19 protein-coding genes are annotated in these 16,914 nt (G+C 35.8%); 9 read left to right on the top strand and 10 right to left on the bottom strand.

All coding sequences use genetic code 11. From position 1 onward, the window contains the following. Positions 1–22 precede the first annotated feature (22 nt). Positions 23–1,210 carry a pyridoxal phosphate-dependent aminotransferase gene (locus tag GGR32_RS06520; RefSeq protein ID WP_183477380.1) on the bottom strand — a complete coding sequence of 396 codons (1,188 nt, stop codon included), beginning with the start codon at positions 1,208–1,210 and terminating at the stop codon, positions 23–25. Between the two features lie 205 nt (positions 1,211–1,415). Here GGR32_RS06520 and rsmG point away from each other — a divergent pair, with 205 nt between their 5' ends. Then, positions 1,416–2,045 carry a 16S rRNA (guanine(527)-N(7))-methyltransferase RsmG gene (gene rsmG / locus GGR32_RS06515; protein ID WP_183477379.1) on the top strand — a complete coding sequence of 210 codons (630 nt, stop codon included), beginning with the start codon at positions 1,416–1,418 and terminating at the stop codon, positions 2,043–2,045. 360 nt (positions 2,046–2,405) lie between these two features. Here the strand turns inward: rsmG and GGR32_RS06510 are convergent, their stop codons facing one another. The 6 genes from GGR32_RS06510 to GGR32_RS06485 all read right to left on the bottom strand — a co-directional run bounded on the left by GGR32_RS06510 (position 2,406) and on the right by GGR32_RS06485 (position 6,992). Beyond that, positions 2,406–2,711 (bottom strand): eCIS core domain-containing protein, encoded by a 306-nt coding sequence (locus tag GGR32_RS06510; RefSeq protein WP_343066432.1) that lies wholly within the window; start codon positions 2,709–2,711, stop codon positions 2,406–2,408. Next, entirely contained in the window at positions 2,696–3,034 is a 339-nt protein-coding gene (locus GGR32_RS06505; protein WP_183477377.1) for a hypothetical protein, read from the bottom strand. The genes GGR32_RS06510 and GGR32_RS06505 overlap by 16 nt, the downstream gene beginning before the upstream one ends. 89 nt (positions 3,035–3,123) lie before the next feature. Beyond that, positions 3,124–3,372 (bottom strand): hypothetical protein, encoded by a 249-nt coding sequence (locus tag GGR32_RS06500; RefSeq protein WP_183477376.1) that lies wholly within the window; start codon positions 3,370–3,372, stop codon positions 3,124–3,126. A 154-nt stretch (positions 3,373–3,526) separates the two neighbouring features. Beyond that, positions 3,527–5,158: an L-glutamate gamma-semialdehyde dehydrogenase gene (pruA, locus tag GGR32_RS06495; RefSeq protein WP_183477375.1), complete on the bottom strand. Its 1,632-nt coding sequence runs from the start codon at positions 5,156–5,158 to the stop codon at positions 3,527–3,529. Positions 5,159–5,254: 96 nt separating this feature from the next. After that, positions 5,255–5,641: a Co2+/Mg2+ efflux protein ApaG gene (gene apaG, locus GGR32_RS06490; RefSeq protein ID WP_183477374.1), complete on the bottom strand. Its 387-nt coding sequence runs from the start codon at positions 5,639–5,641 to the stop codon at positions 5,255–5,257. Positions 5,642–5,738: 97 nt separating this feature from the next. Then, positions 5,739–6,992 (bottom strand): type IX secretion system plug protein, encoded by a 1,254-nt coding sequence (locus GGR32_RS06485; protein WP_183477373.1) that lies wholly within the window; start codon positions 6,990–6,992, stop codon positions 5,739–5,741. Between the two features lie 180 nt (positions 6,993–7,172). Between GGR32_RS06485 and GGR32_RS06480 the strand changes: the two genes are divergently transcribed. The 8 genes from GGR32_RS06480 (at position 7,173) to GGR32_RS06445 (ending at position 14,782) form a co-directional block, all read left to right on the top strand. Further along, entirely contained in the window at positions 7,173–8,528 is a 1,356-nt protein-coding gene (locus GGR32_RS06480; protein ID WP_183477372.1) for a Na(+)-translocating NADH-quinone reductase subunit A, read from the top strand. Between the two features lie 40 nt (positions 8,529–8,568). Then, complete coding sequence (locus GGR32_RS06475) at positions 8,569–9,792, top strand: NADH:ubiquinone reductase (Na(+)-transporting) subunit B (protein ID WP_183477371.1); 1,224 nt, start codon at positions 8,569–8,571, stop codon at positions 9,790–9,792. Between the two features lies 1 nt (position 9,793). Then, a complete protein-coding gene (locus GGR32_RS06470) occupies positions 9,794–10,537 on the top strand; it encodes a Na(+)-translocating NADH-quinone reductase subunit C (protein ID WP_183477370.1) in 744 nt (247 codons plus the stop codon). 4 nt (positions 10,538–10,541) lie between these two features. Then, on the top strand, positions 10,542–11,189 hold the full coding sequence (locus tag GGR32_RS06465) for an NADH:ubiquinone reductase (Na(+)-transporting) subunit D (RefSeq protein ID WP_183477369.1): 648 nt from the start codon (positions 10,542–10,544) through the stop codon (positions 11,187–11,189). A gap of 45 nt (positions 11,190–11,234) precedes the next feature. Next, entirely contained in the window at positions 11,235–11,954 is a 720-nt protein-coding gene (gene nqrE / locus GGR32_RS06460; RefSeq protein WP_183477368.1) for an NADH:ubiquinone reductase (Na(+)-transporting) subunit E, read from the top strand. A gap of 1 nt (position 11,955) precedes the next feature. Continuing rightward, a complete protein-coding gene (gene nqrF, locus GGR32_RS06455; protein WP_183477414.1) occupies positions 11,956–13,266 on the top strand; it encodes an NADH:ubiquinone reductase (Na(+)-transporting) subunit F in 1,311 nt (436 codons plus the stop codon). Between the two features lie 111 nt (positions 13,267–13,377). Then, positions 13,378–13,737: a Na(+)-translocating NADH-quinone reductase subunit F gene (locus GGR32_RS06450; RefSeq protein WP_183477367.1), complete on the top strand. Its 360-nt coding sequence runs from the start codon at positions 13,378–13,380 to the stop codon at positions 13,735–13,737. Then, positions 13,715–14,782, top strand: a complete 1,068-nt coding sequence (locus GGR32_RS06445) for an FAD:protein FMN transferase (RefSeq protein WP_183477366.1) — start codon at positions 13,715–13,717, stop codon at positions 14,780–14,782. The genes GGR32_RS06450 and GGR32_RS06445 overlap by 23 nt, the downstream gene beginning before the upstream one ends. Here GGR32_RS06445 and GGR32_RS06440 read toward each other — a convergent pair. The 3 genes from GGR32_RS06440 to GGR32_RS06430 form a co-directional block, all read right to left on the bottom strand. Continuing rightward, positions 14,775–15,545 carry a methyltransferase domain-containing protein gene (locus tag GGR32_RS06440; RefSeq protein WP_183477413.1) on the bottom strand — a complete coding sequence of 257 codons (771 nt, stop codon included), beginning with the start codon at positions 15,543–15,545 and terminating at the stop codon, positions 14,775–14,777. The genes GGR32_RS06445 and GGR32_RS06440 overlap by 8 nt on opposite strands. An 87-nt stretch (positions 15,546–15,632) precedes the next feature. Beyond that, entirely contained in the window at positions 15,633–16,439 is an 807-nt protein-coding gene (gene map / locus GGR32_RS06435; protein ID WP_183477365.1) for a type I methionyl aminopeptidase, read from the bottom strand. Then, a complete protein-coding gene (locus GGR32_RS06430; RefSeq protein ID WP_183477364.1) occupies positions 16,436–16,900 on the bottom strand; it encodes a TlpA family protein disulfide reductase in 465 nt (154 codons plus the stop codon). Before GGR32_RS06430 ends, map begins: the two co-directional genes overlap by 4 nt. Positions 16,901–16,914: the final 14 nt, after the last annotated feature.

Here is a 16,914-nt window from a genome sequence, read left to right as displayed (position 1 = left end):
TATAGGTGAAAGCATGAAGCCTTTAGCTTAAGGCTTTCTTTATTCTGTTAATGGCTGTTGTGATTTCTTCTTTACTGGCAGCGTAGGATAACCTAATACAATCTGGATTTCCGAAGGCTTCTCCTGTTACTGTAGCAACATTGGCTTCCTCTAGTAAATACATAGATAGGTCTGAAGCGTTCTGAATGGTTTTTCCGTTAAACGTTTTTCCGAATAAGGCAGCAACGTTAGGGAATACATAAAAAGCACCTTCTGGGTTGTTGCAGTTAAAGCCTTCAATGCTGTTTAAAAGGTTAAGAATAAGTGTTCTTCGTTCTTTAAATTCATCTACCATGTATTTAATTTTACTTACAGGCGCACTAACAGCTGCAATGGTTGCTTGTTGTGCAATAGAATTTGCTCCACTGGTAATTTGTCCTTGCATTTTAGTACAAGCTTTAGCAATAGCTTCTGGAGCGCCAATGTAACCAATTCTCCAGCCTGTCATAGCAAAAGCTTTGGATACTCCGTTTACAGTGATGGTGCGGTTATACATATCCTCAAATTGAGCCATAGAAACATGACCGCCTACAAAATTAATGTGCTCGTAAATTTCATCGCTCACTACGATAATATCGGGGTGTTTTTGCAGTACATCTGCTAAGGCTCTTAGTTCTTCTTTACTGTAAATAGAGCCACTAGGGTTACATGGCGAACTGTACCATAGCATCTTTGTTTTTGGTGTGATGGCCGCTTCTAATTGCTCTGGGGTTATTTTAAAATCATTTTCTATAGAGGTTTGTACTTCTACAGGTACGCCTTCTGCTATCTTTACAATGTCTCTGTAGCTTACCCAGTATGGACAAGGTAAAATAACTTCGTCTCCAGGGTTAATACATACTAAAGCGGCATTGGCTAAGGCTTGTTTTGCTCCGGTAGAAACAACTATTTGAGCGGTACTATAAGTAAGGTTGTTGTCTCGTTTAAATTTTCCTGCAATAGCTTCTTTTAGTGCTGGATAACCATCTACGGGCGGGTAACTCGTGTAGTTGTCATTTATGGCCTGGATAGCGGCTTCTTTAATAAAATCGGGAGTATTAAAGTCTGGCTCGCCCAAGCTTAAGCTAATAATGTCTTTTCCTTCGGCTTTTAACGCTCTAGCTTTAGCAGCCATAGCTAAGGTAGCTGAGGTTTGCAGCTTGTTTATTCTTTCGGAAAGAAGATTTTTCATATGCAAATAATGCTTTTGTATAACGTAAATAAGGAACTTAATATTAAATTCAAAGGTATAAAACTTATTGTGATTTACCGAATTCAGCAAACTAAACTGTTTGTAATCCTATAGAATGAGGTGGTGCATTATTAATTTTAAAATAGCCAAAGAATTTTTTCTAAAAAATTAGGCTTTAGTTGTACTTTTGCATAAAAATAAAAAGTTGGATTTACTACAAAAATACTTTCCGAACCTAACTGAAGAACAATTGGTTCAGTTTGAAAAACTACAAGAACTTTATAAAGATTGGAACTTGAAGATTAATGTGGTTTCTCGTAAAGATATCGATGAGTTATATTTAAGGCATGTGTTGCATTCGTTAGGAATAGCTAAATTTCAGGGGTTTAATCCTCATGCTAATGTTCTTGATGTAGGTACAGGAGGAGGTTTTCCTGGTGTGCCTTTGGCCATTCTATTTCCTGAAACAAATTTTCATTTGGTAGATAGTATTGGGAAAAAAATTAAAGTTGTAGACCATGTAGTAGAAGGTTTAGGTTTAGAAAATGTAAAAACCACTAATGCTCGTGTAGAGGAGCTTGATGGGCAATATGATTTTATAATAAGTAGGGCTGTTGCCCAAATGGAGACTTTTGTACGTTGGATAAAAGGGCGTATTAAGAAAACGAGTAAGCATGAGCATAGAAATGGTATTTTGTATTTGAAGGGCGGAGATTTGGAAGAGGAGTTGAGAAAATATACAACAGCTCAAATTATTCCGTTAACCAATTATTTTTCGGAAGATTTTTTTGAAACAAAAAAGCTGGTTTATCTTCCGCTAAAATATAAAGGCTAATAAATATGGAAGCCCAATTAAGTATATCGAGATACTAGAATTGGGCTCTGTAGATAGATTGGTTGATTAGCTTCTTTTTAAAGAGAAAGGTGTTAAATTATGCTAAATATAGTGTAAAAATATAAAGTAATCAAGGTAAAGTGATAAAAACAAAAAAAGCTACGGTTAATCCGTAGCTTTTTGTTTTATATTGTTTTTTGAAGCTTATTCTTCTCCGAAAAAACGGATATCTATAATTTGTTGGTGGTACAAAAGTTTCTTTGATTAAGCGAACAGAAACCTAGCGCATTAGGTTAAGCTTAGAGCCTGCTTTATCGTTTGTTTCGCTGGCTCTTGCTCCTCCAAAAGGCTGTCTGCCTACTACGGCTCCTGTACGTCTGCATCGGTAAGTTTATAGCCTAAAACAAGTCGTCCGCCGTTATATATCCTACGTAAGGATCTAAGCCTGCGGCTAACATTCTTAGACGCTTTATTGTTTGACGTGCCTCCTCCGTGTTCGCTCGTTTGCACATAATGTTGGAGTTCGTGGGCGATTGTTTCTTTGGTTCCTTTGGTGCTTCTTTCATAGCCTTTGTAATAAGCAAGGTTTATAGTTAGTGTTTTTCCGTCTGCCGATAAATCCATAACAGACTGTCTATTAGCATTATCAGTTACTTTGACTGTGATGTCTTTAGCTTTCGGAAAATACTAAAAAACGCTGGATATTTCACAATATCCGATAAATTATATCTACTACCTACTCTTAAAGCAGGCATTCTTACATTCATTTTGTTTTGGTCTATTCTATAAGCCCACTCCCATTTACCGTTATTGGTGTTTTGCCTAAGAAAAAAACCTGTTTTTTTCCATATCTCATTTAAGGATACCCCTTCGCTAAACATCTTGTTGGCTTGGTTAAAGCTTTCTTCAAGATGATTGTCTTTGCTTTTACGATAAGGAAAAATTTGTAATATCGATGCTTCGCCCAATTCTGCTAACCGGGTTTTCATTCTGTCAGCATCAAGAATAATTCTTGTTTTTGGGAAAGCCTTTTTTATCCTATTAACAAGCTTAGTAAAGGCACTCTTATCTATTGGGTTTAAGCGTTGTTTTCCTTTTTGGGATTTTGGCTTTTTTGTTGTTGAGTTTTCTCCGCTTGTTCGGCTTTGTGTCTTTCCTCTGCTTTCTTGAATATTGCCATCGCTTTTTTCTCGAACTCTGGGTTTTTCTTCATTAGCCTTGCCGTCTCTAGTTTGAATCGTGCTTTCATTGCTGGTGTGAACCTTGCCCATTTCTCTGCTGTCAGCTTCCCTTGATCCTTCTTGTTCTGTTCTGCTTTCTTGTTCATAATATTTATTGTTAGACTCTTCTTTTTCTGAAAAATAGTTGCTTATTTCTTCATAGGTGGCAAAATCTACCCATGCTGCTGCTTATAAAGATAATAAAAACAAAAAAAGCTACGGTTAATCCGTAGCTTTTTGTTTTATATTGTTTTTTGAAGCTTATTCTTCTCCTAAAAACGGATATCTATAATCTGTTGGTGGTACAAAAGTTTCTTTGATTAAGCGAACAGAAACCCAACGCATTAGGTTAAGCTTAGAACCTGCTTTGTCGTTTGTTCCACTGGCTCTTGCTCCTCCAAAAGGCTGTCTACCTACTACGGCTCCTGTACATTTGTCGTTGATGTAGAAGTTTCCTGCAGCGTTTTCTAAAGCTTTTGTAGCTTGTTCTGCCGCATAACGGTCTTTAGAGAAAATAGCTCCTGTTAATGCGTATTCACTAGTAGTGTCTACTAGGTTTAGCATTTCTTCCCATTTGTCATCTTCGTAAACATAAATTGTTGCTACAGGGCCAAAAAGCTCAGTTTCCATGGTAACATATTTAGGGTTGCTGGTAAGGATTACCGTAGGCTCTATAAACCAACCTTTAGATTTATCGTAGTTACCTCCCATAATTACCTCGGCATCAGTATCGTTTTTAGCTCTGTCGATATAACTGGCTAATTTATCGAAAGATTTTTCGTCGATTACAGCATTAATAAAGTTGCTCATGTCTTCTGGCGACCCCATTTTGAAGGATTTTAGATCGGCCTCTAATTCAGCTTTAACGCTTGGCCACATGCTTTTAGGGATATACATTCTAGAAGCAGCACTACATTTTTGTCCTTGGAATTCAAAAGCACCTCTAGCGATTGCAGTAGAAACTTCTTTTGAATTTGCAGAAGGGTGTGCAACAATAAAATCTTTACCGCCAGTTTCTCCTACAATTCTAGGGTAAGTTTTATAGTTACCTATATTTTGCCCTATTTTACTCCAAATGCTGTTAAATACACCTGTACTACCTGTAAAGTGAACTCCTGCAAAATCAGGGCTGGCTAATACAGTTTCGGTAATCATTTGGGCATCTCCCATTACCATATTTATTACGCCGTTAGGAACTCCTGCCTCTTGGAAAACTTCCATAAGTACTTGTGCAGAGAACATTTGTGTTGCGCTAGGTTTCCAAACTACAACGTTCCCCATCATGGCAGCACTTGAAGGTAAATTCCCTGCAATAGCTGTAAAGTTAAATGGGGTTATGGCGTAAACAAAACCTTCTAAAGGTCTATATTCTACTCTGTTCCAAGCGTGCTCGTCAGATTCTGGTTGTTCATCATACATTTGAGTCATGTACTCTACGTTGAAACGTAAAAAGTCTATAATCTCACAAGCTGAATCTATTTCTGCCTGGAAGATGTTTTTAGACTGCCCAATCATGGTTGCAGCATTTATTTTAGCACGATAAGGTCCGGCAATTAAATCAGCAGCTTTTAAAAATATGGCAGCACGTTGTTCCCATGCTAATTGTGACCATTTTTTTCTAGCTTCTAAGGCAGTGCTTATGGCTTGTTCTATATGTTTTTTTTCTGCAGTATGAAATGTTCCTACACAGTGTTGGTGATCGTGTGGAGGGTTGATATTTCTAGTATTGTTGGTGCGGATTTCTTGATCGCCTATATATAGAGGGACGTCAATTTTCTGGTTGTATAATTCTTTATACATTTTTAAAACTTCGTCTCTTTCTGGAGTGCCTGGTGCATACGATTTAATAGGTTCGTTTACTGCCGGAGGCACGTGAAAAAATCCTTTTCCCATAATTTTTATTTTATAATTCTACACATATTTATATAGCTGTAAATATAGCTATTTTATGCTATTTTAATAATGAAAATAAAAAGAATTGTTTAGGCTTTAATTTAGGGCAAAAGGAGCGCTAAGTTTAAATGTGGGAATTTTAACTTTAAATGTTTTGGTAGAGGTGAAGTTTATCATGTTATAGTAGCCACTCATGGCACCAAATGGCGATGTAATAAGGCATCCGCTACTGTAGTTGTGTGTTTCGCCAGGTTTTAAAACAGGTTTTTTCCCTATTATACCTTCGCCATTTATAATCTCGTTTTTGCTTAATGAGTCTTTAATGAGCCAAAATCGGGAGTTGAGTTGTACAGAATCGTTGCTCTGATTCTCTATGGTAATATGATAAGTAAAGGCAAAATGAGTTTTATAGTTTTTAAGGAAAGCGCCTTGAAAACTTGTTTTTACAGATATTTTTATACCTTTTGTGATTTGTTGTATCATACTAATTAACCTTCTCTGTGCAAAGGCACTAGAATCAAACCACTAAGATATTAAAATAAAAATTAAAAAACTATTTTTCTGTTGTAAAGCTGTAAAATTAATTGGATATATTTTTGCTGTTTGCGCTTCCTACTCCTATTATCCTGTCGTATCTTCCGCCTAAATCTCGGTAATAGGCCAAGACAGTATAATTGTTTTCTGTTTTATCGAAATTACCAGAGATGGCACCATGATCTATGCTTCCGTCTTTATTTACAAGAATGTATTTATAGTTGTAAAAGCCTTGTTTGAAAAGATGTTTTAATTGGTAACTGTCTGTTTTTTTGTTGTAGGTAAGTTTTGTGCTGTCGTCTATGGTGTAATTATTAAAGCTTCCGTAGAGGTGTATTGCTGCATCTTCAGGAATATTGTAAGGGTTTAGTAGGTTGAAATGTACCCAGGTGTACTCGGCTTCAATATTGTTGTTCTCGCCTTGTAGGGTTCGTATTACATAGCTCCCGTTAATATCGGGGTTGTAAGTATATGGTTCGTGTGCTCGGCTGGCATTGGCGTATAAGTAGGTGTTATAGATATCGATCAATTCAATTTTTCTGATATTCATTGCGGTTCCGCGAACATCTTTGGTGTCGAAGGCTAAAAATTCATTTCCTCCCCAAAACGAAGCCTCTTTGTCATAGCGATAAATAAACTTGTTCCCTGTGTTGTACTGTGGTTTAAGGTTGTAGATGCTTTCTTGTAGGTTGTTGTTTTTTATAATTAGGGTTTTAAGATTGCTGTCTGGGTTTCTTATAAGGAGGTTGTCGCTTCCATCTATAGAAAAGTATACAGCTTGTTTTTGGTCTATGTATTTTAAGTCGCGTGTTCGTTTAATTTCGGTAGTAACTTTTGCAATGTCTTCATAAATCATAAATTTTCTTGAGAAAACAATTTCATCTTTATTGTTGTAAATTTCCAGCATGTAGTTTCCGCTTACTTTTAATCTTTTTGTGTTTTTGTTAGGGATTTCTAGCCAGTAATGAGAATATATTTGGAGTGTGTTGTATGAGTTGAGGTAATTTGTGATCCTCATGTTATCATAGCCTTCCATGTATTCGTTTTTTGATAATTCTGAAGGCGTCCAATCGAAATTGTAATGTGTTATTTTGTAATAATAATCGGCTTCATCTCCAATTAAATCATCAAATGATATGTGTATAGACTCTCCGAGTTTTACAATAGGAGTTCCGCTAAATTCAATTCCACCTTCAAACTGGATGGTTTTTATATATGCGGGTGGGGTGATTTCTGGTTGCTGGCTCCAAACAATGCTACTGTATATGATGGCTATAAAAATGAAAAATGAAAATTTCATGACGTTTTTTTGGGTTAAATATACATATTTTTATTTGTAGAGATTTTTATAAAAGTAAGATTAAAACCTGATTTTATTTAGAAAGAATATAAATAAGCAACTTCCATTAGACAAGGCTATAAGATGATAATTTAATTACTAAATTTGCAATCGCGAATAATTAACTTTATTTAAAACACTATGTCAAACGACATTAAAATCAAAAAAGGTCTAGATATAAAATTAGTAGGTGAGGCTGAAAAGTCTACTGAAAATGCCGCTTCTAGTGCGATTTATACCATAAGACCCGAAGACTTTCACGGAATACTCCCAAGACTTATAGCTAAAGAAGGAACCAAAGTAAAGGCTGGAGAAACAATTTTCTTTAATAAAAATATTGAGGAAATGAAGTTTGTATCGCCTGTTGCAGGGGAAGTTGTAGCGGTAGAACGCGGAGAGCGAAGACGCATTATGGCTGTACGGATTAAAGCAGATGCTCAACAAGAGACTGTAGATCACGGAGCTTTAAATGTGGCTAGTGCCGATGCAGAAACTATCAAAACAAGATTATTAGCTTCAGGAGGCTGGGTTTTTATTAAACAACGTCCGTACGATGTAATTGCTAATCCTGAAAAAACACCTAAAGCCATTTTTGTTTCTGGGTATGCTTCGGCACCACTTGCTGCAGATTACGATTATGTATTGCAAGGTAAGGAAAAACAAATGCAGGCTGCTATAGATGCTTTATCGAAACTTACTACAGGTAAGGTTCATGTAAGTGTAGGGAGTGCAAAATCTCCTATGGCAAATTTAACCGGTGTTGCTATACATAAGGTTTCAGGGCCGCATCCAGTAGGGAATGTAGGGACGCAAATCAATAAAATAGATCCCGTTAATAAGGGAGAAACCGTTTGGACAATTACACCGCAAGATTTAGTAATTCTTGGAGACTTGTTTCTTACAGGGAAATTTAATCCAGAACGTATCATAGCTTTAGCTGGATCTGAAGTGAAAAAGCCACGTTATTTTAAAACAAAAATAGGAGCCGATGTAGCTTCTGTTATTTATAACGAAGGCGTTACTAAAGGAGCTAATGTTCGTGTAATTTCAGGAAATGTACTTACGGGGAGAAAAGTTTCTGCAGAGAACGGTAGTCTGGATTATTATAATAACATGATTACGGTAATTCCAGAAGGCAATCATTACGAACTTTTTGGGTGGAATAAACCTATTACCGATAAAGTATCTACCTCTAGAGCAATGACTTTCTCGTGGTTAAGTCCCAATAAAAAATATAAGCTTAGCACCAATACCAACGGAGAGCACAGAGCCTTTGTGCTTACAGGGATTTACGAGGAGGTATTTCCGTTAGATATGTTCCCGATGCAAGTGCTAAAATCTTGTATGTATAAAGATTTAGACGAGATGGAAGCTTTAGGAATGTATGAAGTAGCACCAGAAGATTTTGCTCTTACGGAATTTGTATGTGTTTCTAAACAACCACATCAACAGATTATTAGAGAAGGTTTAGATTTAATGATTAAAGAAATTGGTTAATAACTTCATTTTAATCATAAAAAAGAAAAACATATAGAAAATGGGTTTATTTGATAAATTACATAAAATTAACGATAAATATAAAGGAACAAAATTAGCTCCTTTATTTAACGGCTTTCATACCTTCTTATTTACACCAAACGAGGTGACGCATGGAGGAACGCATGTTAAAGCGGCAGACGATCTTAAACGTACCATGAATACAGTAATCATGTCATTAGTGCCATGTTTAATTTTTGGGATGTTTAACGCAGGATACCAACATTATTTAGCATTAGGCGATATCGAAGCTGTAGAAGGTTTCTTTTCAGCTGCTTTTTGGAGTTGGGATAACCTAGTAATGGGAATAATAAAAGTATTACCCTTAGTAATTGTATCCTACGTAGTAGGTTTAGCAATAGAGTTTTTATTCGCGGTAATAAAAGGTCATGAAATAGAAGAAGGTTACTTGGTAACAGGTATGCTTGTGCCTTTAATTGTTCCTGTAGATTTACCACTATGGATGCTAGCCGTAGCAGTAGCTTTTGGAGTAGTAATAGGAAAAGAAGTATTTGGAGGTACAGGAATGAATATCCTGAACCCTGCCCTCACTATTAGAGCATTCTTATTCTTTGCATACCCTACTTGGATGTCTGGAGATAAAGTTTGGGTACATGGTGCGGTAGAAAATGCACAGCAAATGGCAGCAGGTAAAAATGTAGATGCTATTTCGGGCGAAACTATTTTAGGAAGTTTAGCACAAGGACATGAAGTACATTATTCTGTAGCAGATATGTTCTTTGGTTTTATCCCTGGTTCTATCGGAGAAACTTCAACCTTACTTATTGCCCTAGCAGCCTTATTCCTTATTTTTTCTAAAATAGGAAGTTGGAGAATTATGTTTTCTGCAGTAGTAGGAGCACTAGTAATGGGACTTATATTTAATAGCGTTGTAGATGCCGGCTGGATTACAGAAGGAAGTAAATTCTATACCTTGATGAGTACAGAATTTTGGCATCATTTATTAATAGGAGGTTTTGCCTTTGGGGTTGTATTTATGGCAACCGATCCTGTAACCGCTTCCCAAACCAATAAAGGAAAATGGATATACGGATTCTTGATAGGCTTTATTTCTATCTTAATACGTGTATTTAACCCAGCGTATCCAGAAGGAGTAATGCTAGCTATCTTATTGATGAATGTATTTGCTCCAACCATAGATCACTATGTGGTGCAAGGAAACGTGAAGAAAAGAATGAAACGTCTAAAAGCAAAAACAGCGTAACATGAGTAAAAGAACAGACAGTAACGGATATACAATATTATTTGCCATAGGAATGGTAGTGGTAGTTGGTGCTTTACTTGCTTTTACCGCAGCATCGCTAAAAGGTAAAATATCTACCAATGTAGAGCTGGAAAAACAGCAAAACATCCTTTATGCAATGGGTGTTAATGAAAACAATGAAACCAGTGCTATCTTTGTATCAACCAAAGATGCTCCAGAACTTTTTGGAAAGTACATAACCAAACAAATTGTACTAGAAAGCAACGGAGACATAACAGAGGATGATAAAGCTTATTTAATTGATATTAAAAAAGAAAAAGCAAAAGGAGCAGAAAGAAGATTACCTTTATTTGTTGGAGAAAAAGACGGAAAAACGTTTTACATAGTTCCAATTAGAGGAAAAGGTCTTTGGGACGCTGTGTGGGCATACATTGCTATGGATGAAAACATGGTAATCCAAGGGGCTTATTTTGACCATAAAGCAGAAACCGCAGGTTTAGGAGCCAATATTAAAGAGCGTTTCTTTATGGATGATTTTATAGGAGAACATTTACTAGATAGTAAAGGAAACTTTAAAGGAGTAGCCATTACCAAAAGTAATGCAGACCCGTTGAATAAAGATAAAAAGGATAACGAAGTAGATGCCATTGCAGGAGCAACAATTACTGGAAACGGTGTTGCAGATATGCTTAGAAATGATCTTAAGCTTTATAAGCCTTATTTTGATAAATTAAAAAACAAATAATCGTATGGGACTTTTATCTAGAAAAGATGCAAAATTAATTTCAGACCCATTAGCAGATAATAACCCAATTACTATTCAAGTATTAGGTATTTGTTCTGCATTAGCAATTACAGCCGAGCTTAAAGCATCTATCGTAATGGCGGTATCCGTATTATTCGTAATGGGAGTAGGAAACGTAGTTATCTCTTTAATAAGAAATATCATTCCTTCAAAAATTAGAATTATAGTACAGCTTACCGTAGTAGCTGCCTTAGTAATTATTGTAGACCAAGTGCTAAAAGCCTTTGCATACGAGTTAAGTAAAACCTTATCCGTTTTCGTAGGGCTTATTATTACCAACTGTATTATTATGGGGCGTTTTGAAGCCTTTGCTTTAGGAAACGGGCTTTGGAGATCGTTCTTAGACGGAATAGGAAATGCCTTAGGATATGGTGTAATTTTAATTATCGTAGGGTTTTTTAGAGAACTTTTAGGAGCAGGTACGTTATTAGGCTATAAAGTATTAGGAGATCCAATAGAAAAAACAGGCGTTTATGCTTTTGGATACGAAAATAATGGCTTTATGCTATTAGCACCAATGGCACTTATTGTAGTAGGAATTATCATTTGGGTACAACGTAGCCGTAATAAAGCCTTAATAGAAGACGAATAACATTTAAAGCCTAATCAATTTATAGATTAGTCTAAAAGATATCATATGGAACATATAGAATTATTTTTTAAATCAATTTTTATAGATAACATGGTATTTGCAACATTCTTAGGGATGTGTTCTTACCTTGCAGTATCTAAAAAAGTAAGTACTGCGGTTGGTCTTGGAGCTGCTGTAATTTTTGTACTTGCAGTAACCGTACCAGTAAACTGGTTATTAGATCAATATATTTTACAACCAGGAGCGCTAAAATGGTTAGGAACAGAATATGCAGATTTCGACCTTAGCTTCTTATCATTTATCATGTTTATTGCAACCATTGCAACCATGGTACAATTAGTTGAGATTATTGTAGAAAAGTTTGCACCAGGCTTATATAACTCTTTAGGTATATTTTTACCACTTATTGCTGTAAACTGTGCAATTTTAGGAGGATCTTTATTTATGCAATCTCGTGAGATACCAAGCATAGATTTAGCTTTTAATTACGGAGTATCTTCAGGAATAGGTTGGTTTTTAGCTATTTTAGCAATTGCCGCTATTAGAGAAAAAATCCGTTACTCTAAGGTGCCAGGACCACTAAGAGGCTTAGGAATTACCTTTATTATTACAGGGTTAATGGCTATCGGATTTATGAGTTTTGGAGGTATGTTAACAGGAGGTGATGATGAAGCAAAAGCTAAAGAAGAAGTAAAAACAGCCGAAGCTCCTCGAAAAGCAAACGAAAATAAATTAGTTACTAACACCACTTCAATAAATGAGTAACATGATATTAGCAGTAGATACAACAGGAACTGTCTTAGTAACCGTAGTTGCATTTTTAGTATTAACTTTATTATTGGTAGGATTGTTATTGTTTGTAAAACAAAAACTATCTCCATCTGGTCCAGTTACCATAAAAATCAACGGAGAAAAAGATATCGAAGTAGAATCTGGAGGAACTCTTCTTTCTACCTTAGGAAATCAAAAAATATTTTTACCATCAGCTTGTGGTGGTGGTGGTACATGTATTCAGTGTGAATGCCACGTTTTAGCAGGAGGAGGCGAAGCACTTCCTACAGAAACCCCTCACTTTACACGTAAAGAGCTACAACACGGAGCTCGTTTAGCATGCCAGGTAAAAGTAAAACAGGATATGGAAATTACCATTCCTGAGGAAGTATTCGGAATTAAAAAATGGGAAGCAGAAGTTGTGAGAAATTACAACGTAGCTTCATTTATTAAAGAATTTGTAGTTCGTATTCCAGAAGATATGAATTATAAAGCAGGAGGTTATATCCAAATAGAAATACCTCCTTGCACCATAAACTACAAAGATATAGATATTACCGCTCACCCAGAAGAGCATGAAACTCCAGATAAGTTTCAAGCAGAGTGGGATAAGTTTAATCTTTGGCCATTAAGCATGAAAAACGATGAGGTTGTAGAGCGTGCATACTCTATGGCTTCTTACCCAGCAGAAGGAAGAGACATTATGCTTAACGTGCGTATTGCTACACCACCATGGGATCGAAATAAAAACGGTTGGATGGATGTAAATCCAGGAGTTGCTTCTTCTTACATATTCGCTCAGAAGCCAGGAGATAAAGTAACTATTTCTGGACCTTACGGAGAGTTCTTCATCAACGAGAGCGAAGCAGAAATGCTTTACGTTGGTGGAGGAGCAGGAATGGCACCAATGCGTTCGCACCTATACCACTTATTCAAAACCCTTAAAACAGGAAGAACTGTTACCTATTGGTATGGTGGTCGTTCTAAACGTGAGCTTTTCTATATAGAACATTTTAGAGAATTAGAGAGAGATTTCCCTAACTTTAAATTCTATTTAGCTTTATCTGAACCTTTAGAAGAAGATAATTGGAAAGTGAAGAAAGATATTAACGATGAAGCAGGAGACGGTTTTGTTGGCTTTATCCATAATTGTGTAATCGATAATTACCTTTCAAAACACGATGCCCCAGAAGATATCGAATTATACTTCTGTGGACCACCATTAATGAATAAAGCGGTAGAGAAAATGGGACAAGATTTTGGTATCCCAGATGAAAATATCCGTTTTGACGATTTTGGAGGATAATATTTCAACCTATATAATTTCAAAAAACCGATTTGCTCTGCATTTCGGTTTTTTGTTTTTACAAAGGCTTATATCCCATTATTTATAAAATCTAATTTGTACTTTTGAAAAATGGAAATACTTAGCGAACAAGAACTACATAATTGGGCCATGAATATTGTTGGGCATGACCTCGAGGAACAAGGTTATGAATTTTTGGCAGTAAATAGTAAACTAAAAAAAAATCCGCAATTTGTTGCATTAAAAAAGGGGCAGTTAAGCTTTGTAATTGTAAGAGCAGTTAGCTTTCCTAACGACCCGACTCAGTATGACCGCCGTTTAATACAAAAAATTAAAACACATGCAGAAAAGTATAAAGCAAAAACACTGTATGCCGGCGTAGGATTACTAAATGCAGACGATCCAACAAAACCTGTGGCTAAAAACCAAGATTATAAAATTAATTATTATGGCTTTCAAGAAATTGGTTAAGATAAATAAAGGCGTAGCGTTTATCGCTTTACTTTTGATAGGAGTTATTTTTTCTTGTAAAGAAAAAAATAAAACACCAGACAAAATGAAATATGTTTCGGGGGAAGCTTTAGGGACAACTTATCATATTAAATATTTCTCAGAAGATAATTTTGAAGCATCAACTAAGGTAGATTCTATTTTTAAAGCCATCAATTTATCGATGAGTACTTATCAGCAAGATTCCGATATTTCTAAAATTAATCATGGTGATACAAGCGTTGTAGTAGACGATATGTTTAAGGAAGTATATGAATTGTCGGAAAGTATTTCTCGTAGCACAAAAGGTTATTTTGACCCCACAGTAGGGAATATTGTTAATGCTTATGGTTTTGGAGGAGAGAAGGTAGAAATTAAGTTGGATTCTGTAAAAATAGACTCGATGATGACTTATGTTGGAATGGATAAAATAGCGCTGACAAATGAAAATAGAATAAAAAAAAACAGCCCTAATGTATATTTAGAATTTAACTCTATTGCAAAAGGTTATACCGTAGATCGCCTTGGTATAATGTTAGAAAAAGCAGGCGTAAACAATTATTTGGTAGAATTAGGCGGAGAGCTTCGTGCAAGAGGTAAAAATATAGATAATCAGAAAAACTGGCGTGTAGGAATCGATAATCCGCAAACAAAAGACAGAAGCTTTTCAACGGTAATTAGCCTTAAGAATGTGGCTATGGCAACCTCTGGAAATTACAGAAAATTTAGGTTTGATAGTTTAACGGGAAAACGTTATGTACATACCATCAATCCGTTAACGGGATATTCTTATAAAAGTGATATTTTGAGTGCTTCGGTACTTGCTAATACTTGTGCAGAAGCCGATGCTTATGCCACGGCATTTATGGCAATGGGTTATAGCAAAGCTTTAACAGTGTTAGAAGAAATACCAGGGATAGAAGTATATTTTATTTATGATGAAGCAGGAACGGTAAAAACCTATGCTTCTAAAGGTTTTTTAGCGGCAGGAGCAGCGCCTAAAGGAGACGACATTAAAACTAACTAGGTTTTTTGCAAACCGGTAGAAGTTCTCCTTTTGCAAGGCAGTATTTTTTAACCTCTTCTTCTGTTAGTGTAGCAGTGTAGTTTATAGCATCTACCTTAAAGCCAATGCTGCTTAATTTATCAAAATAATCTAAGCCGTAAACGCGTACATGGTCATATTGTCCAAATATTTTAGTACGCTCGGTTGGGTCTGTAATGCTATCGTCTTCAAAGGTGGTTTTACGGGTTATATCTTGTGGGATTTGAAATATTCCCCATCCACCTGGTTTCATTACTCTAAATAATTCTTGCATAGCTTTAGTATCATCGGGAATGTGTTCTAAAACATGATTACAGAAAATTACATCAAACTCATTATTTTTAAACGGAAGTTGACAAATGTCTGCGTGAACATCGGCAAGCGGAGAGTTTAAATCGGTAGTGGTATAGGTTATATTTTTTAACTTTTTAAAACGTTTATAAAATGCTTGTTCTGGTGCAAAATGCAATAGTTTTAGTTCTTTGTTAAAAAAATCGGTTTCATTTTTTAAATATAACCACAGCAAGCGGTGTCGCTCTAAGGAGAGTGTAGAGGGCGATAAAACATTAGGACGTTGTGTGGCATAACCATAGGGCAGAAACTTTTTAAAGCTTCTGCCATCTATGGGGTCTGTGTATTTGTTTCCAGATAGGTAGAGTTGTAAAACAGGCTTTGCAAGGTAGCTTAGCTTAATTAAAACTGGCCTAGGTATAGTATTTAAAGCCTTTTTAAAAAGTTTTTGTATCATACTTTATTATAACTATCTGGTTAAATGTTTATGCACGATTTACGGCTAAACGATTAAAAGGACTTTGTGGAATATAGCGTTAGTTTATTTTTTTCTAAATTCATCTTCCTCATTGCTAGTTATTCCTAAAGCTTCATATACATAATCGAATGTAGATAAAAGCTGGGGTTTGCCATCAACAAGAGCAACATCGTGTTCAAAATGAGCACTAGGCTTTCCGTCGGCAGTTACAATGGTCCAACCGTCTTTTAATTGTTTTATTCTTCTGGTGCCCAGGTTAATCATAGGTTCGATAGCAACAGTCATTCCTTCTACAAATTTTTTACCTCTTCCTCGTCTTCCGTAGTTTGGCATTTCAGGGTCTTCATGCATTTTTTTGCCTAACCCGTGTCCTACAAGTTCACGTACTACCGTGTAACCATTATCTTCTGCATGTTTTTGTATGGCAAAACCTACATCACCAACACGGTTTCCTAGTTTAAACTCTCTAATTCCTAGGTAAAGTGATTCTTTGGTAATATCTAATAATTTTTTTGTCTCGGGTGCTACATCTCCTACTTCAAAGGTATAAGCGTGGTCTCCGTAAAAGCCATTTTTTATAGCGCCACAATCTACCGAAACAATATCGCCATCTTCTAGTGGAGTAGCCGTAGGCAACCCGTGTACCACAGCTTCGTTTACACTGGTAAGAAGCGTAGATGGGCAGTCGTAAAGTCCTAAAAAACCAGGAATAGCTCCTTGAGCACGGATAAAATCTTCGGCGAGTTTGTCTAATTGGTTGGTAGTAACACCAGGTTTTATTTCTTTAGCGAGCATGCCTAAAGTTTTAGAGACAACTAAGGCACTTTCTCTCATTAGTGCTATTTCTTCTTTATTTTTTGGGATAATCATAACTTATTATTTGGGGTGTATTTTTCTCCAGAAATTATTTTTAGGATGTCTTTTTCTAAATTTTCTTTTGGAGTTTCTACAATACGGTTTATTTCTTCTTTGTTTTTATCTAGAAAAATTATCGTAGGCACAAAATTGATGTTTTTATTTTTTTCGTAACCTTGTTTACTTTCTTTGTTTTTATCTAGCGCAATTGTTTTTAAGCCTTGCATGTTGTAACCTGCTAAGTGTAGTAGTTTATATAACTTTGGGATTTCATTCTGACAATCGGGACACCATGTACCAATATACATTTCTATGGTGTAATTATCTAGGCGTTTGGTTAATTGCTCAAGTGTATTTTTATCAATTGTATAAGCTTTATAAGTAGGCGAAAACCATGTTTCTGTATAAGAATTTATGAAATTTTGGTAAGTAATAATACCTGTATAATCTTCGGGAACGGTATTTTTATTTTCCATATTAAATAAAAATT

The sequence above is a fragment of the Mesonia hippocampi genome, assembly GCF_014197445.1.
Classification (GTDB): Bacteria; Bacteroidota; Bacteroidia; order Flavobacteriales; family Flavobacteriaceae; genus Mesonia; species Mesonia hippocampi.
Note: the sequence above shows the minus strand (reverse complement) of the source record. Positions and strands in the feature narration are given on the sequence as shown.